24 protein-coding genes are annotated in these 24367 nt (G+C 66.0%); 11 read left to right on the plus strand and 13 right to left on the minus strand.

Features of this window, described 5'->3' with window-relative positions:
- Positions 1-22: 22 nt before the first annotated feature.
- From ilvB to hemH, 3 genes are all read right to left on the minus strand, one after another.
- A complete protein-coding gene (gene ilvB / locus KBY93_RS05385) occupies positions 23-1795 on the minus strand; it encodes a biosynthetic-type acetolactate synthase large subunit (protein ID WP_399222655.1) in 1773 nt (590 codons plus the stop codon).
- A gap of 184 nt (positions 1796-1979) precedes the next feature.
- Positions 1980-2489: a M23 family metallopeptidase gene (locus KBY93_RS05390; protein ID WP_255093215.1), complete on the minus strand. Its 510-nt coding sequence runs from the start codon at positions 2487-2489 to the stop codon at positions 1980-1982.
- Complete coding sequence (hemH, locus tag KBY93_RS05395; protein WP_255093216.1) at positions 2470-3645, minus strand: ferrochelatase; 1176 nt, start codon at positions 3643-3645, stop codon at positions 2470-2472. The genes KBY93_RS05390 and hemH overlap by 20 nt, the downstream gene beginning before the upstream one ends.
- A 142-nt stretch (positions 3646-3787) precedes the next feature.
- Between hemH and KBY93_RS05400 the strand changes: the two genes are divergently transcribed.
- From KBY93_RS05400 to KBY93_RS05420, 5 genes are all read left to right on the plus strand, one after another.
- Entirely contained in the window at positions 3788-4909 is a 1122-nt protein-coding gene (locus tag KBY93_RS05400; protein ID WP_255093283.1) for a site-specific integrase, read from the plus strand.
- Positions 4910-4956: 47 nt separating this feature from the next.
- Positions 4957-5634 (plus strand): cob(I)yrinic acid a,c-diamide adenosyltransferase, encoded by a 678-nt coding sequence (gene cobO / locus KBY93_RS05405; RefSeq protein ID WP_255093217.1) that lies wholly within the window; start codon positions 4957-4959, stop codon positions 5632-5634.
- An 80-nt stretch (positions 5635-5714) separates the two neighbouring features.
- Complete coding sequence (pyrH, locus tag KBY93_RS05410) at positions 5715-6428, plus strand: UMP kinase (RefSeq protein ID WP_255093218.1); 714 nt, start codon at positions 5715-5717, stop codon at positions 6426-6428.
- Positions 6429-6452: 24 nt separating this feature from the next.
- Positions 6453-6992 (plus strand): ribosome recycling factor, encoded by a 540-nt coding sequence (gene frr, locus KBY93_RS05415; RefSeq protein ID WP_255093219.1) that lies wholly within the window; start codon positions 6453-6455, stop codon positions 6990-6992.
- Positions 6989-8155, plus strand: a complete 1167-nt coding sequence (locus tag KBY93_RS05420) for a geranylgeranyl reductase family protein (protein WP_399222623.1) — start codon at positions 6989-6991, stop codon at positions 8153-8155. Before frr ends, KBY93_RS05420 begins: the two co-directional genes overlap by 4 nt.
- Here KBY93_RS05420 and KBY93_RS05425 read toward each other — a convergent pair.
- The 5 genes from KBY93_RS05425 to KBY93_RS05445 all read right to left on the minus strand — a co-directional run bounded on the left by KBY93_RS05425 (position 8152) and on the right by KBY93_RS05445 (position 13577).
- The gene (locus tag KBY93_RS05425) at positions 8152-8526 is read right to left on the minus strand and encodes a Crp/Fnr family transcriptional regulator (RefSeq protein WP_255093220.1); all 375 of its coding nucleotides are present in this window, start codon (positions 8524-8526) and stop codon (positions 8152-8154) included. The two genes, KBY93_RS05420 and KBY93_RS05425, sit on opposite strands and share 4 nt — an antisense overlap.
- Before the next feature lie 3 nt (positions 8527-8529).
- On the minus strand, positions 8530-9708 hold the full coding sequence (locus KBY93_RS05430; RefSeq protein ID WP_255093221.1) for a transaldolase: 1179 nt from the start codon (positions 9706-9708) through the stop codon (positions 8530-8532).
- A gap of 64 nt (positions 9709-9772) precedes the next feature.
- Positions 9773-11629 carry a penicillin-binding protein 2 gene (locus tag KBY93_RS05435; protein ID WP_255093222.1) on the minus strand — a complete coding sequence of 619 codons (1857 nt, stop codon included), beginning with the start codon at positions 11627-11629 and terminating at the stop codon, positions 9773-9775.
- A 2-nt stretch (positions 11630-11631) separates the two neighbouring features.
- Positions 11632-12201: a hypothetical protein gene (locus KBY93_RS05440; protein ID WP_255093223.1), complete on the minus strand. Its 570-nt coding sequence runs from the start codon at positions 12199-12201 to the stop codon at positions 11632-11634.
- Between the two features lie 8 nt (positions 12202-12209).
- Complete coding sequence (locus KBY93_RS05445; protein WP_255093224.1) at positions 12210-13577, minus strand: CPBP family intramembrane glutamic endopeptidase; 1368 nt, start codon at positions 13575-13577, stop codon at positions 12210-12212.
- Between the two features lie 172 nt (positions 13578-13749).
- Here KBY93_RS05445 and KBY93_RS05450 point away from each other — a divergent pair, with 172 nt between their 5' ends.
- The gene (locus KBY93_RS05450) at positions 13750-15105 is read left to right on the plus strand and encodes a histidine phosphatase family protein (RefSeq protein WP_255093225.1); all 1356 of its coding nucleotides are present in this window, start codon (positions 13750-13752) and stop codon (positions 15103-15105) included.
- Complete coding sequence (locus tag KBY93_RS05455) at positions 15105-16370, plus strand: dihydroorotase (RefSeq protein ID WP_255093226.1); 1266 nt, start codon at positions 15105-15107, stop codon at positions 16368-16370. Before KBY93_RS05450 ends, KBY93_RS05455 begins: the two co-directional genes overlap by 1 nt.
- On the opposite strand, the gene lepB is transcribed toward KBY93_RS05455, so the two are convergent.
- Entirely contained in the window at positions 16312-17142 is an 831-nt protein-coding gene (gene lepB, locus KBY93_RS05460; protein ID WP_399222627.1) for a signal peptidase I, read from the minus strand. The genes KBY93_RS05455 and lepB overlap by 59 nt on opposite strands.
- Positions 17143-17203: 61 nt before the next feature.
- Here lepB and KBY93_RS05465 point away from each other — a divergent pair, with 61 nt between their 5' ends.
- Positions 17204-18745, plus strand: coding sequence for a hypothetical protein (locus KBY93_RS05465; protein WP_255093227.1), 1542 nt, complete (start codon positions 17204-17206; stop codon positions 18743-18745).
- Here KBY93_RS05465 and KBY93_RS05470 read toward each other — a convergent pair.
- Both KBY93_RS05470 and KBY93_RS05475 read right to left on the minus strand, forming a co-directional pair.
- Positions 18669-19082, minus strand: a complete 414-nt coding sequence (locus tag KBY93_RS05470; RefSeq protein ID WP_255093228.1) for a Spx/MgsR family RNA polymerase-binding regulatory protein — start codon at positions 19080-19082, stop codon at positions 18669-18671. The genes KBY93_RS05465 and KBY93_RS05470 overlap by 77 nt on opposite strands.
- The gene (locus KBY93_RS05475; protein ID WP_255093229.1) at positions 19079-19441 is read right to left on the minus strand and encodes a 2Fe-2S iron-sulfur cluster-binding protein; all 363 of its coding nucleotides are present in this window, start codon (positions 19439-19441) and stop codon (positions 19079-19081) included. The genes KBY93_RS05470 and KBY93_RS05475 overlap by 4 nt, the downstream gene beginning before the upstream one ends.
- A gap of 129 nt (positions 19442-19570) precedes the next feature.
- Here KBY93_RS05475 and KBY93_RS05480 point away from each other — a divergent pair, with 129 nt between their 5' ends.
- Positions 19571-20254 carry a class I SAM-dependent methyltransferase gene (locus KBY93_RS05480; protein ID WP_255093230.1) on the plus strand — a complete coding sequence of 228 codons (684 nt, stop codon included), beginning with the start codon at positions 19571-19573 and terminating at the stop codon, positions 20252-20254.
- Here KBY93_RS05480 and KBY93_RS05485 read toward each other — a convergent pair.
- Together KBY93_RS05485 and KBY93_RS05490 are read right to left on the minus strand one after the other, a co-directional pair.
- The gene (locus KBY93_RS05485; protein ID WP_255093231.1) at positions 20221-20766 is read right to left on the minus strand and encodes an inorganic diphosphatase; all 546 of its coding nucleotides are present in this window, start codon (positions 20764-20766) and stop codon (positions 20221-20223) included. The genes KBY93_RS05480 and KBY93_RS05485 overlap by 34 nt on opposite strands.
- A gap of 517 nt (positions 20767-21283) precedes the next feature.
- Positions 21284-21760, minus strand: coding sequence for a hypothetical protein (locus KBY93_RS05490; protein ID WP_255093232.1), 477 nt, complete (start codon positions 21758-21760; stop codon positions 21284-21286).
- Between the two features lie 203 nt (positions 21761-21963).
- Between KBY93_RS05490 and KBY93_RS05495 the strand changes: the two genes are divergently transcribed.
- Together KBY93_RS05495 and psb27 are read left to right on the plus strand one after the other, a co-directional pair.
- Positions 21964-23793 carry a proline--tRNA ligase gene (locus KBY93_RS05495; protein ID WP_255093233.1) on the plus strand — a complete coding sequence of 610 codons (1830 nt, stop codon included), beginning with the start codon at positions 21964-21966 and terminating at the stop codon, positions 23791-23793.
- Positions 23794-23896: 103 nt separating this feature from the next.
- Positions 23897-24316 carry a photosystem II protein Psb27 gene (gene psb27, locus KBY93_RS05500; RefSeq protein ID WP_255093234.1) on the plus strand — a complete coding sequence of 140 codons (420 nt, stop codon included), beginning with the start codon at positions 23897-23899 and terminating at the stop codon, positions 24314-24316.
- Positions 24317-24367: the final 51 nt, after the last annotated feature.

The raw sequence follows: 24367 nt of genomic DNA on the forward strand, positions 1-24367 counted from the left end.
GCAAGAAGCAGGGGAAGGGGACTCAGAGCTTGGCGCCGCAACTGGGACAGAAGAGATGGGCACTTTCGGTGCTGAAGCCACAGGAGCCGCACTGGCGCGTGGTGTCGATCGCCAGCTCAGGATGGGTGGGAAGGCCCACCATCTGGGCATTGCTGGCGCCGGGAGGCACCATTGGATAGCAGTTTTCGTTGCGGCGTACGCGCACGTCGATCAGGGCAGGGCCTGGATGGGCCAGGGCCTCAGCCAGCTGCTCGCGGAAGCCGTCTCGCTCGCTGATTCCCACCCCTCTCACGCCGAAGGCCTCGGCCAGACGGGGGAAATCAGGCATGCCGCGGGTCATCTCCGAGGCGGAGTAACGCTCGCCGTAAAAGCTCTCCTGCCACTGCCTCACCATCCCCTGCCAGCCGTTGTTGAGGATCACCACCTTCACGGGCAGGTCGTACTGGGAGAGGGTGCCCAGTTCCTGGATGTTCATCAGGATGCTGGCGTCGCCGGCCACACAGATCACCTGGTCGCCCGGGAAGGCAACCTGCACGCCCATGGCCGCCGGCAGCCCGAAGCCCATGGTGCCGAGGCCGCTGCTGCTGATCCAGTGGCGTGGTGGATTGTTCAGGTACTGGGCGGCCCACATCTGGTGCTGGCCCACATCGGTGGTGACGAAGGCATCCGGAGCCAGATCGCGCAGGGCAAGCACCACCTCCTGGGGGGCGATGGCCCCTTCCGGGGTGGGGATCACCAGCGGGTAGTGGCGTTTCCAGCGGTTGATGCGCTCCAACCAGGGACCGGTGCGACCGTGATCGGTCTCACCGGCCGAGGCCTCCAGCAGCGCCTCCAGGGCCAGACGCACATCAGAGACGATCGGCACGTCAGGCAAGCGGTTCTTACCCACCTCGGCCGCATCGATATCGATGTGGATCACCTGGGCACGGGGGGCGAAGCTGTCGAGCCGTCCGGTGACCCTGTCGTCGAAGCGGGCCCCCGCTGCGATCAGCAGATCGCATTCGGTGACGGCGAAATTCGCATAGGCGGTGCCGTGCATCCCCAGCATGCCCACCGCCAGGGGATGGCGCTCATCAAAAGCCCCCTTGCCCATCAAGGTGGTGGTGACCGGTAGCTGGAAGCGCTGGGCCAGGGCGATCAAAGAGGTGTGGGCGCCGGAGCTGATGGCGCCGCCACCGACGTACAGAAGCGGGCGGCGCGCCTGGCGGATCAGCTCGATCGCCTGGGCGATCGCATCAGGGGCGGGACCGCTGGGCAGCAGGTATCCCGGCGGGATGGCCGCTCCCGGCTCCACGGGGGTGTAGTCGAATTCCTCGAGCCCCACATCCTTGGGGACGTCGATCAGCACCGGACCAGGCCGGCCCGTGGAGGCGATCAGGAAGGCCTCGGCCACGATCCGGCCGATGTCCGCGGGGTCGCGCACCACCCAGGAATGCTTCACGATCGGCAGGGTGATGCCGAAGATGTCGGTTTCCTGGAAGGCGTCGGTGCCGATCGAGGCGCGGGGAACCTGACCGGTGATCACCACCATGGGCACCGAATCCATCTGGGCTGTGGCGATGCCGGTGACCAGATTGGTGGCCCCGGGTCCAGATGTGCCGAAACAGACACCGACCCTGCCGGTGGCCCGGGCGTAAGCGTCAGCGGCGTGGGCGCCCCCCTGCTCGTGTCGGACCAGCACATGCTTGAGCCAGCCCCGACTCTCGGCCTTGTGCAGGGCGTCGTAGATGGGCAGAATCGCTCCGCCGGGGTAGCCGAACACGTCGGTGACGCCGTGGCGATGGAGCGCATCCATCAGGGCGTCGGCGCCGCTCAGCCTCCCTGGCACAGATGGTGCAACAGCCTCAGCAGGAATCAGAATCTGATCCGCCGGGACGGGCGCTGCTGTGTTGGCCGAGGTGCTGACAGTTGTCGAGGTCACGGTGGTCACGGTCACTGTGGCGGGCAACACACGTAACGAAGACTGCCAGCGTAGGAGCTCAGTTCCGACCTTGGGAGAACTGTTGCGGGGACTGTGGCTTCAACCGCCGGCCGCGCACCATGGCGCGCAGGATCAGACCCGGATCGAGCCAGGTGCCCCGGTAGCGGATTCCCCAGTGCAGGTGGGGGCCCGTGGTGCGCCCGCTCAGGCCCAGATGAGCGATCAACTGACCGGCCCGCACCGTCTGGCCGGGGCGCAGCAGCACCGGGCCACTGGCGTAGACGCCGCAGCCGCCGTCATGGAAGACGTCCGCCACCCTGCCGCCCCACCAGTTGCGGATGGGGGAGCCCAGGGGAGCGGCGATGTCGAGGCCGGAATGCATCTCCCGGCCACCACCAGGCCCGTTGCGACGGCCGAAATGACTCGTGTAGCCAGCGAAGTGGACGATTGGAAACACCCCGCGCGCCCAGCGCAGATCCGAGCGGGCAGGCGGGATCAGCACAAGCGCCAGCTGCAGACCAAGCAGCCCGGTCGCGATGCCTCGGCGTTTAGAGAAGGCCGAGGGCATGGAGCGGACCACGTCCACTCAGGAGCTCCAGCAGGAAAGCCGAGAACCCGAGCATCGCCAGACGGCCATTCCAGACCTCGGAACTGTTGTTCCAGCCCCAGGCCCACTTGTCCTGGGGGTAGAGCTTCACCTGGGTCGCCAGGGCGGCAGCCTGATCAAGATTCACTTCGGGGCCTGCCTGGGCCTGTTGCACCAGATCGGCCAGGCCCTTGATGAAAGTGGGATAGGTATCAAGGGCGGGCACGCGCACGAAATTTCTGATGCCGGCTTCCGTAGCTATTTCCCGGTATTCGATATCGATTTCCTCGAGGGTCTCGATGTGCTCGCTCACGAAGCTGATCGGCACCACCACCAACTCCTGGACCCCCTCCTCACCCAGCCGCACCAAGGCTTCATCGGTGTAGGGCTTGAGCCATTCCACAGGGCCCACCCGGCTCTGGTAGGCCAGGGTGTAGGGATTGCCATGGCCAAGCAGTTGCTCCAGTTTGGCCATCACCAGCCTGGAGCAGGCCTCGATCTCCTGCTGATATGGGTCACCGGCATCCTCCACATAGGTCTTGGGCACGCCGTGGGCGCTGAAGAACACGTGGGCGGCGGCTGGTTCCTGGCAGCTGCGCACCCCAGCGGCGATCAGCTCCGCCATCGCCAGCACATAACCGGGATGGTCGTACCAGCTGCGGATGCAGCGGATCGGCAACTTGCTGAAGGCGGGATCGGCCTGGCGCAGGCGCTGCAGTTCACGGAAGCTCGAACCACTGGTGCTGATCGAGAAGTGGGGATATAGCGGCAGCACAACCACCTCATCCACGGCATCAGCCTTGATGTCGCCCACAGCCGATTCGGTGAATGGATGCCAGTAGCGCATCGCCACATAGGTGGTGGCCTGGACGCCCCGCTGGCGCAGCTCACTCTGGAGCTCGCGTGCCTGCTGCTCGGTGATGCGGCGCAGGGGGGAGCCGCCGCCGATGGCGCGGTAGGCCTCCTTGGACTTGTTGCTGCGCAGGGTGCTGATCAACCAGGCCAGGGGTTTCTGCAGCAGGGGCGTGGGCAGCCGGATGATCTCCGGATCAGCGAAAAGGTTGTAGAGAAAGGGGCCAACATCTTCGATCCGCTCAGGCCCGCCGAGGTTCAGCAGCAAGACGCCGACCCTGGCCATAGCTGAACTGATCCACTGAGTGGTTTAGAGCGTAACCCTGCTGGTGCCCGCTGGCGGTAGCCCGAGCTGATCGATATCGTCGGCGCGCCCATCACTGGCTCCAACTCCTCTGACCCAATCCCTTGCCGCGATCGATGCGGAGCTGAGCCAGGAGAACGCCCGACTGGCGGCCAGCGGCCTGGCCCTGCGGCTGGAGCGGCGGGGGGGACGGCTGGCCCTGCGCGGTCCCCTGCCATGCCCGCGGGGCGGTCCCCTGCGGGTGCAGCGCCTGAGCCTGGGCCTGGAAGCCAGTCCCACTGGCCTGATCCAGGCCAGGCGAGAACTGAAACGGGTGAACCAGGCCCTGCGCCAGCAACGCTTCGACTGGGGCGACTGGGGCCGACCCTGCGCAGCGACGTCGGCGCTGGAGCGGCTGAAGGCCTTCGAACAAGCCTTTTTCGCCGATCCCCGCCGGCGGCGCAATCCCGCCGGCAGCCGCACCACCTGGAGCGCCGCCTATCAGCCTTACCTGCGCAAGCTGCGCGACCGGCTGGAGCAGGGGGAGCTTCTTGACAGCGCGCAACTGGTGGAAGTGCTGGAGGCTTACCCCCCCTCCAGCCGCAGCCGTCAGCAGTGCGGCACCGCCCTTGCGGCCCTGGCCCGGCATTTGGAGCTGCCCCTTCCCGATGACTGGCGCGAACGGGCTGCCGGCTATGGCCTGCACCAGGCCCAGTACCGGCGCCTGCCCAACGATGCCCAGTTGCTGGAATGGGTGGAGCGCATTCCAAACCCCCGCTGGCGGCTGGTCTACGGCCTGATGGCCACCTACGGCCTGCGCAACCACGAGGTGTTCTTCGCCGATCTCTCCGCTCTTGCCCCGGGGGGTGACCGGGTGATCCGGGTGCTGCCCACCACCAAGACAGGTGAGCATCAGGTCTGGCCCTTCCAGCCCGAGTGGGTGGACCGCTTCGATCTGGCCATCCTCGGGGAGCACAACGACCGGCTCCCTGCGGTCTGCACCGACCTGAGGCGTACCACCCTGCAGCAGGTGGGCCGGCGGGTGGCGGAGCAGTTCCGCCGTTACGAGCTGCCGTGCACCCCCTACGACCTGCGCCATGCCTGGGCCGTGCGCACCATCCACATCGGCCTGCCCGACACGGTGGCGGCCCGGATGATGGGTCACTCGGTGGCGATCCACACCCGCACATACCACCACTGGATCACCCGCCGCGACCAGCAGCAGGCGGTGGATGCGGCCCTGGCCCGCCAGCGGCTGACCCTCTGAGGCGGCCTGCGCGCCAGAGTGGCCAGCGGTTGTCGCCTTCAGCGTCCATGTCCAACTCTGCTGCGGTCGACCCGCTCGATCAGGTGGCCGCTGAGCTCGGTCCCGGTGGGGACCTCGCCCCTGAGCGTGACGCCGAGGCCTACCGCCGCCGGATGCAACGCCGCCGGGAGGTGCAGCAGCAGCGGGTGGGGGAACGCAGCCTCGAAAAGGGGCTGGTCCTGGTTTTCACAGGCGATGGCAAGGGCAAGACCACGGCCGCCCTGGGGCTGGTGCTGCGCACCCTGGGACATGGCGAGGGGGTGGCGGTGGTGCAGTTCATCAAGGGTGGCTGGCAGCCAGGGGAGGCCCGGGCACTGCAGCTCTTCGGCGATGACCTGGCCTGGCATGCTCTCGGGGAAGGCTTCACCTGGGAGACCCAGGACCGAGAGCGGGACCGGCAGCTGGTCCAGCAGGCCTGGCAACGCTCTCTGGTGTACCTGGCGGATCCCGCCCGCAAGCTGGTGGTGCTCGATGAGGTCAACGTGGCCCTCAAGCTGGGCTATCTCGAGCTGGATCAGGTACTGGAGGGCCTCGATCGCCGCCCGGAGCTCTCCCACGTGGCCCTCACGGGGCGGGGGGCACCCCAGGGCCTGGTAGACCGTGCCGATCTGGTCACCGAGATGAAGCTGGTGCGCCATCCCTTCCGTGAGCAGGGGGTGAAAGCCCAGGCCGGCATCGAGTTCTGAACCGCGTGGCTGGCGCTTCTGCGCTTGCGGGCGCTGTTGCTACTGTGCCGCCGACTGTGTTCGCCGTGCGCTCAATTCCGATGGCTTACCAGCGCGTTCTGCTCAAACTCAGTGGCGAGGCGCTGATGGGGGAGCAGGGCTACGGCATCGATCCCGCCATCGTCCAGGCCATTGCGGCGGATGTTTCGGCTGTGGTGAACGCCGGCAAGGAACTCGCCATCGTGGTGGGGGGAGGCAACATCTTTCGAGGCCTCAAGGGTTCTTCAGCCGGCATGGACCGGGCCACCGCCGACTATGTAGGCATGTTGGCCACTGTGATGAACGCCATCACCCTTCAGGACGCCCTGGAGCGGGTGGGGGTGGCCACCCGGGTTCAGACCGCCATCGCCATGCAGGAGATCGCCGAGCCCTATATCCGGCGCCGCGCCATCCGTCATCTGGAGAAGGGCCGGGTGGTGGTGTTCGGCGCTGGCTGCGGTAATCCCTTCTTCACCACCGACACCACCGCCGCCCTGCGGGCCGCCGAGATCAACGCCGACGTGGTGCTCAAGGCCACCAAGGTGGACGGGGTTTATGACAAGGACCCGGCCCGCCACAGCGACGCCATCCGCTACGACCAGCTCACCTTCCAGGACGTCCTCAGCGGTGAGCTGGCCGTGATGGACAGCACCGCCATCGCGCTGTGCAAGGACAACGCCATCCCGATCGTGGTCTTCGACCTGTTCGGGCCTGGCAACATCGGCCGGGCCATCGCCGGCGAGCCGATCGGCACCCGCATCGTTCCTGCCGGCTGACGCCGCACTATCCCCGCACCGCCCATGGATCTCGACGCCAGCATGCGCAAGTCGCTGGAAGCCACCCAGCGCACCTTCAACACCATCCGCACCGGCCGGGCCAATCCTTCCCTGCTCGACAAGATCACCATCGAGTACTACGGCACCGAAACGCCCCTGCGCTCGGTGGCCAGTCTCTCCACCCCCGATTCCCAGACAATCCAGATCCAGCCTTTCGACACCGCAGCGATGGCGGCCATCGAAAAAGCAATTTCCATGAGTGATCTGGGCCTCACTCCCAACAACGACGGCCGTCTGATCCGCATCAACATTCCTCCACTGACGGCCGAGCGGCGCAAGGAGTTCTGCAAACTCGCCGCCCGCTATGCCGAAGACGGCAAAGTGGCCCTGCGCAACATCCGCCGCGACGCGATCGACAAGGTCAAGAAGCAGGAAAAAGACGGGGAGCTCTCCGAAGATCAGAGCCGTGATGAACAGGAGAAGGTGCAGAAGCTCACCGAGCGCTACATCGTCGAACTGGAGAAAAGCCTCGCAGACAAGGAAGCCGACATCCTCAAGGTGTGAGCGTGGCCAGCGCTGCACCCCGGCCAGCCTGTGATGCCGACGTGGTCGTGGTGGGTGCCGGGGCGGCCGGGGCGGCAACCGCTTACCACCTCGCTGCGCGGGGCTGGCGCGTCAGGATCCTGGATGCTGGCAGTCTGCCCCGGCCGAAACCCTGTGGCGGCGGTATGGCCGCCTCCGTGCAGCGCCTGTTCCCCTTCGATCTCAGTCCTGCCGTCGATCGGGTGATCACCAAGGTGCGTTTCACCTGGTGCCTGGAGGATCCCGTGATCGCCGAGCTGCCTGGGGAGGCACCCTTCTGGATCGTGCGCCGTTCCCGTCTGGATCATCTTCTGGCGGAGCAGGCGGTGGGTTGTGGTGCCGATCTGCTGGAGGCCACCGCCGTGGAGAGAATCACACGGGAAGGGGATCACTGGCGCGTGCACAACTCGGCGGGCGGTTGGATCAGCTGCAGGGCGGTGGTGATCGCCGATGGGGCTCGCTCGGCCTTCGGCCAGCCGCTGGGCCTGGGGTCACCCCAGCCCCGCTACGCCTCCGCAGTGGCGGTGGAGGTGGACGCTGAAGTGCTTGAGCCCAGCACGGCCCATTTCGAATTCGGCCTGGTGCGCCATGGCTTCAGCTGGATTTTCCCGCGCCAGGGTGGCCTCAGCATTGGGGTGGGCAGCTTCATCGGCCGCGAGCCCCTCGAGAGCGAGGCCGTGCTGGCCCGCTTGCTGCCCAGCTTCGGGCTGCCACCCGACAGTGGCGAACGGCGGGTGTCTCCCCTGCGGGTCTGGGACGGGCATCACCGGCTCCACCACGATGCCGGCGTCCTGGTGGTCGGAGACGCGGCCTCACTGGTGGATCCCTTTCTGGCGGAAGGACTGCGTCCCGCGCTACTCAGCGGCACCCGCGCAGCCGAGGCCCTCGACCGCTGGCTGCGCGGTGAGGCCGGCGCTCTGGCTGGCTACAGCGAGCGCATGCGCAGTGAGTGGGGCCAGTCGATGGCCTGGGGACGACGCATCGCCCAGGTGTTCTACCGGTTGCCCCGTGTTGGATATCAACTGGGGGTGAAGCGGCCCACCGCTCCTAGGCGCATCGCCCAGATTCTCTCCGGGGAGATGGGCTACGGCGACATCGCCCAGCGGGTAATCCGCCGACTGATGTTCAACCGCAGTCAGAGCTAGCGGAGGCAATCCTTCAGTTGGCGCAGACGCTGGTCGATCGAACTCAGTAGCTCGATGGCGAACATCGGCGATTCCTGAACGGCGAACAGGAACTTTTCCCGGTTCATCACCAGGATCCTGCAGGGGCTGATGGCCCTGGCATTGCCGAAACGGCGGTGATCAGGGGTGACCAGCGCTCCTGCGCCGAAGACATCGCCTTCCTTGATCTCCTCATGGCCGGCATCACCGTTCCAGCTGAGTTGCACGCTGCCCTGCAGCAATCCGAACATGCAATCGCCGGATTCTCCGGCCTTGAAGATCAGATCGCCGGGTTCATAGTCACGCACCTCGCCCTGGGTGGCCAGGGCACGAAGGGTGTCAAGAGCATTCATGGATCAGGCACCGGCGGCCGTGAGGGCCAGGGGGGCTCCCAGGCCACCACGCACGTCTTCGGGCACCAGCTTGCCGTCATGGTCGGTGTCGAGAGCATCGAAGACCGCATCGCTGCCCAACCATTCCTCCCTGGTGATGCAGCCGTCGCCATCCATGTCGTTGAGCAGGAAGATTTCCTGGGCAGCGTGGGCGAAGGCGGCCTCCCCCTCCAGCTCGGCAAGGCGATGGGCCAACTGGGCCTCAAGGGTCTCAATCGCTTTGCTGAAGCCGCGGATGCCCTCATCGAGCTTTTCGCTGGCCATCCGATCAGCCGCCATGGCGGCGGCATAACTGGAGCTATCCATGCTGAAGCGAGCCTCGGTGGGCGCAGGGTTGAGGGGATCAAGCTTGCGCGGCAGGGGCGCTTCGGTCTGGCGAAGCTGATCGAGAAGCTTGGGAGAGATCGTGAGCAGATCGCAGCCGGCCAGCTCGATGATCTCCTCGATGTTGCGGAAACTGGCCCCCATAACTTCCGTGCGGTAGCCGTAGGTTTTGTAGTAATTGAAGATCTTGGTGACGGAGATCACACCGGGGTCCTCTGGCCCGGGATAGTGATCGCGGCCGGTGTCTTGCTTGTACCAATCGAGGATGCGACCCACGAAGGGGGAGATCAGGGTTACGCCCGCCTCGGCGCAGGCCACGGCCTGGGTGAAGCTGAACAGCAGGGTGAGGTTGCAGTGAATGCCCTCCTTTTCCAGCTCTTCAGCTGCCTTGATGCCCTCCCAGGTGGAAGCGATCTTGATCAGCACCCGCTCCTTGCCGATACCGGCCTCGTGATAAAGGCCAATCAATTTGCGCGCCTTCTCGATCGTGGCCCCGGTGTCGTAACTGAGCCTGGCATCCACCTCAGTGGACACCCGCCCTGGAACGATCTGAAGGATCTCCTTGCCGAAGGTGACGCAGATTTCATCAAGTGCTTCCAGCACCACCTCTTCGGCGGGTGCGGCGGGCCCGATCACCTTCCTGGATGCCTTGAGGGATTCATCGATCAGCCCCTGATACAGCGGTATCTGGGCGGCCGCCAGGATCAGGGAGGGATTGGTGGTGGCGTCGCGAGGGGTGAACTGCTTGATCGCTTCCAGTTCACCGGTGTCAGCGACGACAACCGTCATGGCAGCGAGTTGATCGAGCAGGTTGGGCATGTCCCCATGCATCAGCATCTGCCAGGAGGCTAGCCAGGCTCAGCCGAGCCCACCCGGAGCGTCCTCAACCCCGCACCGTTGGCTGGCTGGCTGGCTTCTTGCCGGAGCTGGGGGGCACTTTCTCCAGCACGAGCAGAGCTTCGATGATCTCCTTGGCTACCGGAACCGCCACGGTGGAGCCGTAGGCACTGCCCCCCTGGGGCTCATCCACCACCACCAGCACCACATAGCGTGGATCGTCAATCGGCAGATGGGCCACAAAGCTGGTGATCCGTGCTCCCGGGATGTAGACCCCATTGAGGGCTTTCTGGGCGGTGCCGGTCTTGCCTCCGATGCGGTAGCCCGGTACCTGAACGCCCTTGCCACTGCCCTTGTCCACCACAGATTCCAGCCAGGCCATCACCTGCCTAGTGACGGAGGGTTGCAACACCTGAAGGCCATTGGCGGCAGGAGCTTGGGCCAAGCTGTCGCCGGAGCGCAGGCCGCGGGTGATGTGGGGGCTCACCAGTCGCCCTCCATTGGCAATCATGGCGTGCAGCTGAAGCAGCTTCAGAGGCGTGAGCGAGAAGCCCTGGCCGAAGGCGGCCGTGGCCGGCTCGATCGGTTGGGTGGTGAACTGCTCGCGGGTCTTGAGCTCGCCAGCCACGGCTCCCGGCAGGTCGGTGTCAGGGACAGTGTCGATGCCGATGCGGCGCATCCACTCCCAGTAGGTGGAGGGCTTGAGGTGACGCATGGCCTGCACCATGCCCACATTGCTCGAGACCTGCAGAACAGTGGCGAAATCCAGAGTGCCGTTGGCCCGCCGGTCGTGGTTGAAGATCGGCCAGCCTCCGATCGTGAGCTGGCCCACGTCGTTGACGGTGCCGTTGGGCTGGATGGCCTTCTCCTGCAGGGCGATCGCCAGATTGATCGGCTTGAAGGTGGAGCCAGGCTCGTAGAGATCCTGCACCGACCACTCGCGGAACAACCCGGGGGAGAACTTCCAGAACCGGTTGGGCTCATAGCTGGGACTGGAGGTGAGCGCCAGCATTTCGCCGTTGCGCACATCCATCACCATGGCGGACCCGCGCTTGGCCTTCCACTGCTTCAGCTGTCTGGCGAGGGCCTGCTGGGCCACTTGCTGCAGACGGGCGTCGAGGGTCAGCTGCAGCCGCAGATCATCGGTGTAGAGAACACCGGACTGGAGGCCGTCGGGCAGGGGCGTGCCGTCGGCGCCGCGGCGCAACTGACGGATGCTTTCCTGGCGGCGCAGGTCTTTGTCGCGACTCTGCTCCAAGCCCGCCTGTGCGACCCGCTCCAGATTTAGGAAGCCAACCACATTGGCGAACAGCTGACCCTGGGGATAGATGCGCTGGGGGTAGGGCTCGAGGTCAAGGCCACTGATGCCAAGTTCGCGCAGGCGACGAGCGGTTTCTGGATCGAGATCAGTGGCGAGTTTGACCCCGGTTTTGCGGCCGTCGATCGTGCTCATCAGATCGGAGGCAGGCACCAACAGCACCTTGGCGAGCTTCTGGGCCGTCTCGGAGCTGCTGCGGATCAGGTTGGGATCGTCACCGGGAAAGTTGAAGTAGCGGGGGTGGGCCCAGAGGGTGAAGCGTTCCTCGTCGATGGCCACCAACCGGCCGTTGCGGTCGACGATCGGCCGACGCTTGCCGATCGGCTTCGTCTTCTGGGTCTGGATTGCCCGGGCCCGCTGTTGCAGCCGATCGCCCTCTTTCACCTGAAGCCAGGCAAGACGTCCGGCCAGACCGACCATGGCCAGGCAGAGGGTGAGATAGACAATGAGCAAACGGCCAGCTGGCACGGGTTGCAGCTGGATCACCCGACGCCGGCTGCTGCGCGGAGTATCTGACTCAGTGGAGCTGGGTCCCCCTCGATGCAGGGGTATGGGGGGTGACCCAGTGGCGGAGCGACGCACCACCCTCAATACCCAGCCCGAACAATCTGGGGGTCGAGGCTGATCCGGCTCAGTTCCCCGCCGAGCGAGCGGGGATCAAGGGATTGAAGGTTGAAAGGCTGGGGCTGAGAAGGGCTCTGATACGGGCCGGCAATGGAGTTTGGCCGGCTCTCCGACACCCTGGCGCTGGGAGAGGGCAGATGGATAAGGCGCTGAAGGCTGGTGGGCACCAGCAGGCCAGGACGGCGGGCCATCTCCAGATGGTGTTGCTCCAGGACCGCCGTGGATTCCTGCAGGCGGTGTTCGAGAACCTGGGTCGACTCCAATCGCTCAAAACTGGTGGTCCACTGTCCCTGCCAGTGCAGGGTGAGGACGGTGAGGCCAAGCATCGAGAGGCCGAGGGCCACTAGCAGGCCATCAGAGGCCCTGTGCAGACCAGCCAGCCAGGGGGCCTGGCGCACCACACGCCTGGCGGAGAAAGAGCCCTGGATCAGCTCAAGAGAACGGCGCCTGAAGAAGGGCTGGGGCGACGGAACGGCGACCACCGGAACCTGACGAATCTCCGCAAGTGAACCATGGGGCGCAAGGGGCAGCAAGGCAACGATCAGCGAGCCAGCAACAGCAGGTTGGTGAAGGTGAGTCCGTTCCAGAGAGCATGTAGCCCCACACAGGTGCTCAGGCGTCCGCTGCTCAGGCGCAGCCAGCCCAGGCCCAGGCCCAGGGTGAACAGGGGAGGAAACTCTCCGAGGCTGAGGTGGGCGATGCCGAAAACCGCGCTGCTGAGCAACACCGCGGACAGGGGGCCGAGCTCCCGTCCCAGCACCGGCAGCAAAACCCCCCGGAAGATGGTTTCCTCGAACAGAGGGGCCAGCACGATCGCCGTGAAGGCGAAACAGGCCAGGGTCAGGCCGTTACCGCTGCGCAGCACCAGCTCCAGCAGAGGATTGCTCCCGCCGATATCGCTCCAGACGAGCTGCTGCAGCCAGCCGACCAACGCAACCAGGGGCAGCACGATCAGCAGATACTTCAGCGACTTGCGCAGGGCTGAACCCAGAGGCCGCCAGCGGAACTGCAGCCAGCCCCCCTGCGGGGCCTCGCCCCTCGAGCGCAGCAGCCAGAAGAGCATCAGCAGCGGCGCGGCCATCAGGCCGAGGTACATGGCGAGAACCGTGACGCCATCAGCGAGGGGAGGCTTGATGGCCAGTGCGGAGAGAGAGGCCTGCAGCAGGGGGCTCAGCAGCACGGGCGTGAGGACTTCCCCCAGCAGCACGAACCCTCCGGCGATCAGCAGGACCACATCGATCACCCCCAGGTCGGGGCCGACCAGCCCAGGCAGCGGTGGTTGCTTGCCGCGCCAGCGCAGCCAGCCTTCCCGCAGCAGCAGCACAAGCCCAACCAGCAGGGCCAGGGCAGGCAGCAGGTTGATGCCCAGGAGCTGGAGCAGGGCGCGCCGCTCGGCGGCAGGCTCGGCGCAGTCGCTGGTGTTCGCCAGCACCTGGCAGCTCAGCCGCCGCACCAGAGGGTCCTCAAGCATGCCCAGCGCCTCGGCGGGCATGGTGCCGGCTTGGGGCAGCATCAGCAGCTGCTCGATCAGGGCCTGATCTTCGGCGCTGGCAAGCCGTTGCAATTGCAGCAGCAGGGGGCGGGCGGCCGCCGGTTGTCCCTGGCGCAACTGCAGCAGCGCCCGCTCCAGCAGGCTGATCCTGGCCTCCCGTTCACCGGAAGCCTGAACGGCCGCTGATGCCGTTGTGCTGTCGCCGCCCTCCTTCGCCTGCTTCTCAAGCTCAGCCAGCAACAGGCCGCCCGAGTCAACGCCCACCAGGAGCGGCTGCAGCGAGGGCGGAATCGCCGGTGCGGCCAGCGCACTCAGCTCCAGTTGCCGCCTGGACAGGTCGTTACCCACCGATGGGCGCTCCAGACTCTCCAGCAGACCGTTGAGCCAGAGCAGCAGGCTCAGCACCAGGCTGACCATGGCCAGCCCCACTTTCAGGGACCCGGCCCGTCCTCGCCCCGCTGTTGCCACCCCAACTCCTCGCACTGGCCCGATTCTCCCTTGAGCCCGACAGGAAGCCGTTAGCGCAGGCAACGATCAACCTCGCAGGAATCCCTCCCATACGATGACGGCGCTTCCAGCTCCAGACCCCGTGCCCCTTCGGCTCCTGCTCGTCCGCCATGGACTCAGCAGCTTCAACACCGAGCGCCGCATCCAGGGCCGGGATGATCTCTCCTCCCTCACCGACGAGGGCCAACGCCAGGCCCGCCTCACTGGCGCAGCGTTGGCGGACCTTCGCCTCGATGCCGTCTACAGCTCCCCCTTGAGCCGTGCCGCCAACACAGCCGTCCAGCTGCTGGAAGCCCATGGGGGTGGGCTCAGCGCCGAGTTTGACGACGACCTGCTGGAGGTGGATCTGGCCCCCTGGTGCGGCCTGCTGGGAAGTGAGGTGAAAGAGCGCTTTCCCGAGGCCTACCGCCTCTGGAGGGAAGCTCCCGATCAGCTGGAGCTGGAACGCTCCGATGGCAGCAGATACCGGCCGATTCCAGAGCTGATGGACCAGGCCCGCCGCTGGCTGGATCGCCTTGAGCGTGAGCATCTGGATCAGCCTGATCAGGCGGGAGAAGATCTGAACACGGTGCTGGTGGTGGCCCACAGCGCCATCCTGCGCTGCCTGGTGCTGCAGTTGCTGGGGCTCCCCGCCAGCCGCTTCCAGGGGCTGCGTCTCGAGAATGCCTCCCTTTCGGTGTTCAACCTGCAGCGTCAGGCCAGCGGCGTGCAGGTGCAGATCGAATCGCTCAATGTCACCGCTCACCTGGGCACCCAACTGCCGCCAAAGGGACCAGGAGCACGCCTGCTGCTGGTGCGCCACGGCGAAACCGACTGGAACCGCCAGGGTCGCTTCCAGGGTCAGATCGACATCCCCCTCAACAACACTGGTCTGGCCCAGGCACGCTCCGCGGCCGACTTCCTCAGCGCCGTGCCGATCCAGAAGGCCTTCACCAGCTCGATGGCCCGGCCCCGCCAGACCGCTGAAGCCATCCTCACCGCCCATCCCGAGGTGACGCTCCACAGCCAGGAGGGCCTGGTGGAGATCGGTCACGGCCGATGGGAGGGGCGCCTGGAGCAGGAGATCTCCCAGGAATGGGGGGAGTTGCTGCAGCAGTGGAAAGACGCTCCCCACACCGTGCAGATGCCCGAAGGTGAGAATCTGCAGGAGGTCTGGGACCGCTCGCTGTCGTGCTGGAGTTCTCTCGCCGCTGGTTTGGAGGCGGGGGAGACCGCCCTGGTAGTGGCCCATGACGCCGTCAACAAAACGATCCTCTGTGCCCTGCTGGGCCTGACCCCAGCCGACATCTGGATGGTCAAGCAGGGCAACGGCGGGGTGAGTGTGATCGACTGGCCGCCGCCGGACAGTGCTGGCGGAACCCTGCCGGTGGTTACCTGCTTGAACCTCACCACCCACCTCGGTGGCGTGATCGACCGCACCGCCACCGGCGCCCTCTGATGACTGCCCACCTGCTGCAGGATGTCCAGCTGCTGCAGGGGCCCGACCAGCCTCTTCTGCGCAGCGATGTGCTGCTCGAGCAGGGGGTGATCACGGCGATTGGCGCCAGCTCGTGGGACGGGGCGGCACGCCTGGGGCTCACCCCCCTGCCAGCTGGCTCCTGGCTGTTGGCGCCGGCCTTGGTGGATCCCCACAGCTTTCTGGAGGAACCCGAAGACGGCCGCGCCGAAACCCTTGAAAGCCTGGTCCGCTCAGCCGCAGCAGCTGGCTACGGCACCGTGGCACTGCTGCCGCGGGCCCGCAACTGGCGTGATCGCCCCGAATGCCTGCGCCTGGCGGTTGAGCCCCCGTTCGAACTGTGTCTTTGGGGGGGGTTCAGCCTCGGTGGCCGCGGCGAAGATCTCTCGGCCCACGCCGATCTGCTGGCCGCCGGTGCCCTCGGACTGGCGGAGGAAGGGGAGCTGCCGCGGCTGCCCCTGCTGGAACGCGGGCTCAGCATCGGCGAATGCGCTGATCGCCCTGTGCTGCTGACACCGCGGAGCGCCAGTCTTGATCATGGTGGCTTCGTGCGCGAGGGGGTGGAAGCCCTGCGGGCCGGCTGGCCCATGGATCCTCCCCTGAGTGAAATCATCCCCCTGCAGAACCTGCTGGCCCTTGGGGCCTTCCTGCCCCAGGTGCGCCTGCGCCTGGCGAATCTCTCCACCGCCGCTGGCGTGAAGCTGCTGCGGGAGGCCGATCCGGCACCGATGGCCACGGTCTGCTGGTGGCATCTGGTAGCCGACAGCGGCAGCCTTGATCCGGTGGCCGAAGGCTGGCGGCTGGTGCCCTCGCTGGGCACTCCTGAAGACCGCCGTGCTCTGGTGGCTGCCCTGGCTGATGGGGTGATATGCGCGGTGGCGGTTCACCATCAACCGCTTGACCCAGAAGAGCAACTGCTGCCTCTGGATCAGCGCCGGCCTGGTCTGGCGGGTCACCGCTACGTGCTGCCGCTGTTGTGGCACCAGTTGGTGCGGGAGCAGGGTTGGAGCCCCGAAGCGCTCTGGCGCGCCCTGTGCTGGGGACCGGCCCGGCTGCTCGATCTGGAGGAACCAGTGCTCCAGTGCGGTTCCAGGCGCTGGATCCTCTTCGACCCGGAGCTGGAGTGGATCCCCAGTGACGATGGCTATGCCTCCAAGGCGGCCAACCAGCCCCTGGGGGGAGAGCTGCTCAGGGGGCGGGTATTGGCGACTGGGCTGCTGCCCCAGCTTTGGCTGGGTCCCCGCTGAGGGGATCCGGATCCCCCAGAGGGCCAATGCGATCCAGCGGCCAAAAGCGGTAGAAGGCCCTGCCGATGATCTCCTTGCGGGGCAGGAAGGGACCACCGGGCCAGAAGCGTCCATCCCAGCTGTTGGCGCGGTTGTCGCCGAGGGCCAGCACGGCTCCAGGGGGCACCACGGTGTCGAGGGTGCGGCAGGGGCTGGTGCCCTGGCTGTCGATCGGGCAGAAGTTCTGGACGTAGGTCTCGCGGATGGTCTGGCCATTGATGCTCAGCTGCCCGCGGGGGTTTACCACCACCCGGTCACCGGGGATAGCCACCACCCGTTTGATGTAGGCATCGCATGCCAGCTCCTGCAGGCCGGGGATCGAGCCGATCAGGGGCAGATTCACCAGCAGGCAGCCCAGGGGGCTGGGACGTCGATTGGCCTGGAGTGCGGGATCGAAGTTGAAGGGGGAGTGGAAGACCACAATTTCGCCCCGCTGGGGGGCACGGCTGCGAAACGAGATCTTCTCCACCAGAAGACGGTCCTGGATCTGCAGGCCGGGCAGCATGGAGCCCGACGGGATGAAGCGGGCCTCCAACAGAAACTGTCGGATTCCCAGGGCCACCGCCAGGGTGAGCAGCACGCTGCGCCAGAAGGCCCAGGCGCTTTCCGTGCTGTGGACCGACTGCTTGTCTTGCTGAGGCCCCTTCTGCGGCTCGGGTTCAGGTGTCCCTGCAGGTGTGTTCGGTGATGGGGAGTCCTCGGCGCTCAATGCTCTCCTGCTGGAGCCGGTCACCTTAGGGCTCCGGAGCCGGGCAATCCCCCTCTCTACCCTTGGTCGATCGACGCTGTTCTCCATGGTGCGGCCACGCTGGCATCTGAGGTCCTCGACAGGCAGCAACCGCCTCGGGCACCACTGGGATCAGTTCGTGGCCCTCTGGGCGGCCCTGAATCTGCTCTGGGTCTGCTTCGACATCACCTACGTGCCCCTGCGCACGTTCTGGCTGCAGCGCAACCTCTATCCCCTGCCCTCGGCGCCACTGGTGCTGCGTCTTGGATTCCTGCCCGACATCACGCCCTTCTACGACCCGGTGAAGGGGATCGAACCCCACCGGGAGACCCAGGCCTATCTTAACGCCTTCGATCAGATGGACCACGCCCTGCTGGCGGGTTCCCCAGCCAGCGACCTGCGCCAGCGACAGGTTGCGCTCACCGATCAGATGATCGATGACAACCCCTTCCTGGCTTCGGGTGGCTCCGGCACGCTGGAGAAGATCAAGAACCGCCTGCGCGAGCGCGCCGACCAGGACTCGGCCAAGCAATCGGCTGAGCTGCTGCTTGGAGACGACTGGCTGAGGCGCCAGCCCTGGAGCGAGGAGCGACTCTTCTGGCAGCAGCAGGTGCTGCCGCTGGTGGCCACCAACTACTGGCGCTCAATCGATGAGAACGGACGTCCAACCGACCAGTTCTGGCGGATTGATCTTCTGCTTTTCCAGAGCGTCTTTCTGGCGGACATCCTGCTGAGGGCAGCACGGCTGCGCCGCCGCCTGCCTGGCCTGAGCTGGGGGGATGCCCTGCTGCGGCGCTGGACCGATCTGCCCCTGCTGCTGCCGTTCTGGCGCTGGCTGCGCCTCATACCGGTGGTGGAAAGGCTGCAGACCAGTGGCCTGGTGAACATGGAGCCCCTGCGAGCCGTTATCAGCCGGGCGGTGGTGGCCCTCCTGGCCGTGGAACTGTTCGAGGTGCTGGCCCTGCAGCTCATGGACGGGGCCCAGGGGTTGATCCGCTCCTCTCAGTGGCCCCAGCGGATCCGCCGCCTGCGCAGCCATCAGAGCGTCTCGATCAATGACGAACGCGAGCTGGTTGAACTGTTGCGCATCTGGGGGCCCCTGCTCCTCAACGAAGTGGGTCCTCGGCTGGCACCCCAGTTCCAGGCCGTGCTGGCCCATGCCCTGCAGCAGACGCTTCAGTCAATGGTGGTGCCACCGGGGCTGCGCCAGCTGCAACTGCTGATGGAGGTGGAGCAGCAGCTGACTCAGCAGCTCGCCTCCGGCATGGTGGACAGCGTGATGGAGCTCTCGCGGGGAGCCGGCGCAAGGCTGCAGCGGCGGGACAACCGTCAGATCGATCTCCTGCGCGACTGTGTCGATCGCTTCTGGGACGAGCTGGCCGAAGCCCTCGAAAGTGGTCCGGTGCTGGAACGCAGCCAGCAACTGGTCTGTGCCCTGCTGGAGGAACTCAAGCTCACCTACCTGGCCCAGATCAACCGCACAGGGATCGATGCTCTGATCCGTGAGCTGGATCAGCTCACGGTGCCGCCGGCTACGGCAGCTGAGAACCAGCCGATGGGAGCAGAGGCTTCAGGACCTGCTTCCACACCTCGGGATCAAAGCCCGTGAGCACCGCAACCCCTTCCGCCAGCAGAAGGGGTCGGCGGATCAACCTGCCATCGGCCGCAAGGGCCGTGATGGCTTCGGAGGGAGACATCGCCTTGACATGGGCGGCGCCGAGGGCTCGGTAGCTGGCACCGCTGGTGTTGAACAGCCGGCGAGGATCAGGCAGGCCGGCCCAGATCTGCTCAAGCTGCTCCCGGGTTGGGGGGGAGAGGGTGATATCCACCAGATCCACCTCAAGGCCCTCCTCTGCTAGCCATTTCAGGGCCCGGCGACAGGTGGAGCACTTCGGGTAGCTGTACAGCCTTGGGCGTCCTTCGCTGAAGGAACCGTCCAGGCTCACTTCAGGCCGACAAGCGATTTCAGGGCGCCCACCAGGCTGTTGGAGCCCTTGCCCACGGCGGCTTCCGGACGGGTTCGGATCGTCACGTCGCCGTTGACGCTGGTGCGGCAGCTGAGGCGGAAGTTGGCAGGGCGATCTGACAGGTAGACCTGCTCGACATCGCTGCGGGGCGAAAGATTCTGGGCGCCCTCAAGCACTTCGACGACGCAGGTGCCGCACTGGCCAAGGCCACCGCAGTTGTTGAGGTTGTTCAAGCCCTTGTAGGGGTTGATGCCGGCATCAAGTGCCACCTGGCGCAGGTTGGCCCCCTCGATGCAACCAACCTTCTGGTCTTCATTATCGAAGCGAATGGTGGGCACTGGTCGCAGCGGCTACTGGCGCGAACCAACTTACCGTCCGGCGGGTCTTGGACGACCAGCCTTGCAATGGATGTTGGCCCGGGCGGTGTGGCGTCGCTGCCTACGATCCATGGGAGCGCGCACAGGTCCATGGCTGCAGCGAACAGCGGCGAACTCTCCGGGTACGACCTGGTGGTGCAGGGCCTGATCCCTGGATACGCCAGCCTCGCCCGGCTCGGTGTGGCCCTGCTGGCGGCTTCCCCCCTGGCCGGCCAGCAAGGAGCTGAGGTGCTGGTGGCCGGTTGCGGCACCGGCGCAGAGCTGGTGGAGGCCATTGCCCAGCGCCCTGACTGGCGCCTGAGCGCGATCGATCCCTCCCAGGCGATGCTCAGCGCCGCCCAGCAGCGGCTGGGCAAGGCGGCGGCAGGCCTCAACTGGCGGCAGAGCACCGTGGAAGACCTGGATCTGGAGGCCGGCTTCGATGGGGCGCTCTCGGTGCTGGTGCTGCAGGCCCTCCCCGATGACGGCAGCAAGCTGGCGTTTCTTTCAGCCCTGGCCCGCTGCCTCCGGCCTGGGGGCCAACTGGTGCTGGTGGATCTGATGCGCCCGGCCCTTCCACTGCTGGAGGACCAGATGGCTGAGGCATGGCTCGGTTTCCAGCGGGCCTCTCAGCTGGAGGCACCCCTTGAACTGCTCGAACCTCTCACGCACGGAGCCCATCCTGTGGGCGTGGCACGGCTCACGGCCCTTGTCAACGCCGCTGGCTTCGGAGATCCGGCACGGGTGTTCCAGGCCCTCGATTACGAGGGCTTCCTGCTGCAGCGCTCCTCCTGATCGGCGCGAGCGGCCTGGATACAGCGCTCCACGAGGGCAGGCACGGCAGGGGCGTCCTCCCAGCCGATGATCTCGACCGCCCGCCCCTCCAGATTTTTGTAGGTGCGAAAAAACTCGGCCACGTCTTCGAGCTGGTTGGCAGCGATCTGACGGATGCTGCGCAGGGCAATCTGTCGGCCGTCGGCCTCGGGCACGCATAACAGCTTCCCGTCACGGGCGCCGCAGTCGATCATGTCGAGATAGCCGATCGGTCGGGCAGTGATCAGGCAGCCGGCGAAGGTGGGCTCTTCCATGATCACCATCGCGTCGAGGGGAGCGCCGTCCTCGGCAAGGGTGTTGGGAACGAAGCCGTAGTCGAAGGGATAGCGGACAGAGGAATGGAGTACCCGATCAAGAGCCATCAGGCCCGCCGCACTGTTGTACTCGTATTTGTTTCGGCTACCGGCGGGAATCTCCACCACCAGGTTCACCAATCCCAGGGATGGCGAGGGGGACAGGCTGCTGATGTCCACGGCTGATGGGAATGGAAAAGCGGGGGTCAGTCCGGAAAGAGCCGCGCTCAAGCAGAACGGCAGCCACTGGAACGATCAGAGCAAGCAGGGCAATCGTGGCCCCCAGCAGCGGTGATCCAGGGTCCAGGAGTCCGTCTGGGCTGTAGGACTCATCCTTGGAGCCTTCGCTGGCTGCGCTTGGAGCCTGCCCTGACTCATCAGCGGCAGTGGTCAGGAGGCTGGGGAGAGCGGCCGGCGCAGTAGCTGAGGAAGTGACTGTGGAGGTGACAGTCGTAGTGCCAGTTGAGGTTGGAGTGGCCGTGGCCGGGCCGGTTCGTGGAGGTTCGGAATCCATGGATAGGGATGAGGGACCAGCTTCAGGGAGCAGCGTTGGATCGGCACTCAGACCGTTCAGAGCGCATGTCCAGGAAGCAGCAGCGGCCGTTCTGCCGGGACGAGAATCACCCCTTGGAAAGTCCGTTACCGAATTCAATATGACACCTTCTGCTTCCTTCTGCCCGAGCCGCTGACGAACCGCTCAGGCAGCGGGGCGCGACTGCTCCAACTGATCCCTCTTGGTGCTGAGCACCGCCGGTGCCTGATCCAATCCCTGCAGGCTGAGCCGAATGGCCTGAAGTTCCTGGAGGATTGAGCTCAGCAGCTGCTGTGAAGCCGTGGAGGGTGAATTGAGCACCTCGACGGTCACCTCCTTGATCCGCAGCACATCACGGGCGAAACGGGCCACCTCGTTGGGGTGAAACAGCAGTGCCTCCTTCTGATCGGTGCGGTATTCCGGGTTGAGCTTGCGCGAGTTGAAGGCTGGGTTGAGGTTGCGGGGATCAGTGTTGGTGTAGCGGTAGACCGAAGCCCTTGAACGGTTGAGCGCCTTCTGCACCTCGTCGATGCCGATCAGACCTTCACCCGATTCGGTGCTGGGATCGGGAAGGCCTGCAGGCCAGGAGGGTGGCACGGTCGGTGGAAGCTCTCCGTTGGAGCCGGCCGTTGGTGCAACCATAAGACTTATCTTGGACGGCTGGGAATTCATGCCGACGCTAGCAGAGGAAGCCTGAACAGCCAGATCGCTGCAGCGACCCGCCCGGTGGCGTGATTAAACCGGCCCAGGCCCCGGTCGGCAAGACCAGCACCGGTTCCCATCTGCCCTGAAAAACCATGGCCCATGCGGTGATAGGTTCCCGGGCTGCTCAGCTTGTGTCTTCCATGCGCGTCTCCCGCCTGATGCTGGTGACGCTGCGGGACGACCCGGCGGAAGCCGAGATCCCGTCCCACAAACTGCTGCTCCGCGGCGGCTACATGCGCCGGGTGGCCTCGGGTGTGTACGCCTATCTGCCCCTGCTCTGGCGGGTGCTCACCAAGATCTCGGCGATCGTGCGCCAGGAGATGGACGCCACCGGCGCCCTGGAAACCCTCCTCCCCGCCCTGCAGCCCGCCAGCCTCTGGGAACGCAGCGGCCGCTGGCAGGGCTACACCGCCGGGGAAGGAATCATGTTTCACCTGGTCGACCGCCAGGAGCGCTCCATGGGGCTCGGTCCGACCCATGAAGAAGTGATCACGGCCCTGGCCGCAGACCTGCTCCGCTCCTATCGGCAACTGCCGGTAAGCCTGTACCAGATCCAGACCAAATTCAGGGATGAGATCAGGCCCCGCTTCGGCCTGATGCGCGGGCGCGAATTCATCATGAAGGATGCCTATTCCTTCCATGCTGACGAGGCCGATCTCAGGCTCACCTATCAGCGCATGGACGAGGCCTACCGTCGCATCTTCAGCCGCTGTGGCCTGCGCACAGTGGCAGTGGAGGCCGACAGCGGCGCCATCGGAGGCTCTGCTAGTCAGGAGTTCATGGTCACCGCCGATGCCGGAGAGGATCTGATCCTCAGCAGTGCGGATGGACGTTATGCCGCCAATCAGGAGCGGGCCTGCTCGTTGCCGGAGCCGGCGGTGCCCCTGGTCACCCCCGGCTCCGGCACGGTGGAGCTCCACACACCAGGGCAGCACAGCATCGAGGCCCTCTGCGCTGCCCAAGGCTTCGAGCCCAGCCAGACGGTGAAGGTGCTGCTCCTGCTGGCCCGCTGCGCCGAAGCAAAACCACAGCCCGTGCTGGTGAGCCTGCGCGGCGATCAGCAGCTCAACCCCACCAAGCTGGCCAACGCCGTCGGCGCGTCGCTGGGGGAAGGGGCCGGGGCCCTGTTGGACCTGGAGCCGATCATGCCGGAGCAGATCCGCTCCGAGGGGCTGCCTGACTGGCCTCTGGGCTGCCTGGGTCCCCATCTTGGCGATGAACTGCTGGCGGGAGCGCGCAGCTGGCAAACCTCGTTTCTGCGCCTGGCGGATGCCACCGCAGCGGAGCTCGAAGCCTTCGTCTGTGGGGCCAACCGCCCGGACACTCACCTGGTGGGAGCACGCTGGTCAGCGATGGTGGGCGGGCGGCCGAGAGTGGCCGACCTGCGCTCAGCCCAGCCGGGGGAGCGCTGCCTGCAGGACCCCAGCCAGCGGCTTGAGGCCAGCCGCGGCATCGAGGTGGGTCACATCTTCCAGCTCGGGCGCAAGTATTCCCAGGCCCTGGAGGCCACCTTCACCAATGAACAGGGTCTGGATGAACCCTTGTGGATGGGCTGCTACGGCATCGGGGTGTCCCGGCTGGCCCAGGCGGCCGTTGAGCAGCACCACGATCACCTGGGCATTCGCTGGCCCGTGGCGATCGCCCCATTCGAGGTGATCGTGGTGGTGGCCAGCGCGCAGGACCCCGTTCAGGTGGCTCTCGGGGAACGGCTTCACGACGAGCTCGAGCGGGCTGGCCTTGAGGTGCTGCTCGATGACCGCGGCGAGCGGGCTGGGGTGAAGTTCAAGGATGCCGATCTAATCGGAATTCCCTGGCGGGTGGTGGTGGGGCGCGGTGCAGCCTCTGGCCATGTGGAGCTGGTGGAGCGCGCTGGCGGAGCCAAGCGAGACGTGGCCGCCCAGCAGGTGGTGACCCTGCTGCAGGAGCACATCGGCGCCGCACGCCTGGGACTGGCGACGGGGAGCTCGTAAGATCGGCCATCGACACGCAGAGACGCTGATGACTGTTGTCTGGAGGTTCTTCTTCCGTTCGACTGGGCCAGCCCTCAGCGCAGCTCTCCAGGCCTGCTCGGCCATGCTGTTCTCCCCGAGCTGGTGGAGCCGCACGCTGACCCCTCTGCTGGCCATCGCGCTCGGACTGAGTCTCACGCTAACCAGCTGCGGCAGTGCCAGCAACAGCCTCAGCGGTTCCTACGTCGAGGACACCATGACGGTGGCTGAATCATTGCTGGGAACGATTGCCCTCAGCCAGGATGATCCGGCCCGCCCCGAGGCTGAAAGCCAGGCCCGCGTCCTGATCAACGACTACATGGCCCTCTACAGGCCGAAAGGGCGGGTGAACGGACTGCCCTCCTTCACCACCATGCAGACCGCCATTAACTCCTTGGCCGGGCACTACACCAGTTACGCCAACCGCCCCCTGCCTGACGCGCTCAAGACCCGCCTGGAAAAAGAATTGAAAAAAGCCGAAACCACCGTTGTCCGGGGCACCTGATTTCCCTCAGGTCCAACGGGCCGGAACTCTCCAGCGCCCAGCCAGCTTGCT

Origin of the sequence: Synechococcus sp. J7-Johnson, assembly GCF_024345795.1 — a bacterium.
Lineage (GTDB): Bacteria > Cyanobacteriota > Cyanobacteriia > PCC-6307 > Cyanobiaceae > Regnicoccus_A.

Excerpts from the sequence above, each read along its gene's own strand:
- ilvB (WP_399222655.1), bottom strand. The coding sequence starts at position 1,795 with ATGGATGCGCTCCATCGCCACGGCGTCACCGACGTGTTCGGCTACCCC.
- KBY93_RS05390 (WP_255093215.1), bottom strand. The coding sequence starts at position 2,489 with ATGCCCTCGGCCTTCTCTAAACGCCGAGGCATCGCGACCGGGCTGCTT.
- hemH (WP_255093216.1), bottom strand. The coding sequence starts at position 3,645 with ATGGCCAGGGTCGGCGTCTTGCTGCTGAACCTCGGCGGGCCTGAGCGG.
- cobO (WP_255093217.1), top strand. The coding sequence starts at position 4,957 with ATGTCCAACTCTGCTGCGGTCGACCCGCTCGATCAGGTGGCCGCTGAG.
- pyrH (WP_255093218.1), top strand. The coding sequence starts at position 5,715 with ATGGCTTACCAGCGCGTTCTGCTCAAACTCAGTGGCGAGGCGCTGATG.
- frr (WP_255093219.1), top strand. The coding sequence starts at position 6,453 with ATGGATCTCGACGCCAGCATGCGCAAGTCGCTGGAAGCCACCCAGCGC.
- KBY93_RS05425 (WP_255093220.1), bottom strand. The coding sequence starts at position 8,526 with ATGAATGCTCTTGACACCCTTCGTGCCCTGGCCACCCAGGGCGAGGTG.
- KBY93_RS05430 (WP_255093221.1), bottom strand. The coding sequence starts at position 9,708 with ATGCCCAACCTGCTCGATCAACTCGCTGCCATGACGGTTGTCGTCGCT.
- KBY93_RS05445 (WP_255093224.1), bottom strand. The coding sequence starts at position 13,577 with ATGGTCAGCCTGGTGCTGAGCCTGCTGCTCTGGCTCAACGGTCTGCTG.
- KBY93_RS05455 (WP_255093226.1), top strand. The coding sequence starts at position 15,105 with ATGACTGCCCACCTGCTGCAGGATGTCCAGCTGCTGCAGGGGCCCGAC.
- KBY93_RS05465 (WP_255093227.1), top strand. The coding sequence starts at position 17,204 with ATGGTGCGGCCACGCTGGCATCTGAGGTCCTCGACAGGCAGCAACCGC.
- KBY93_RS05480 (WP_255093230.1), top strand. The coding sequence starts at position 19,571 with ATGGCTGCAGCGAACAGCGGCGAACTCTCCGGGTACGACCTGGTGGTG.
- KBY93_RS05490 (WP_255093232.1), bottom strand. The coding sequence starts at position 21,760 with ATGGTTGCACCAACGGCCGGCTCCAACGGAGAGCTTCCACCGACCGTG.
- KBY93_RS05495 (WP_255093233.1), top strand. The coding sequence starts at position 21,964 with ATGCGCGTCTCCCGCCTGATGCTGGTGACGCTGCGGGACGACCCGGCG.
- psb27 (WP_255093234.1), top strand. The coding sequence starts at position 23,897 with ATGCTGTTCTCCCCGAGCTGGTGGAGCCGCACGCTGACCCCTCTGCTG.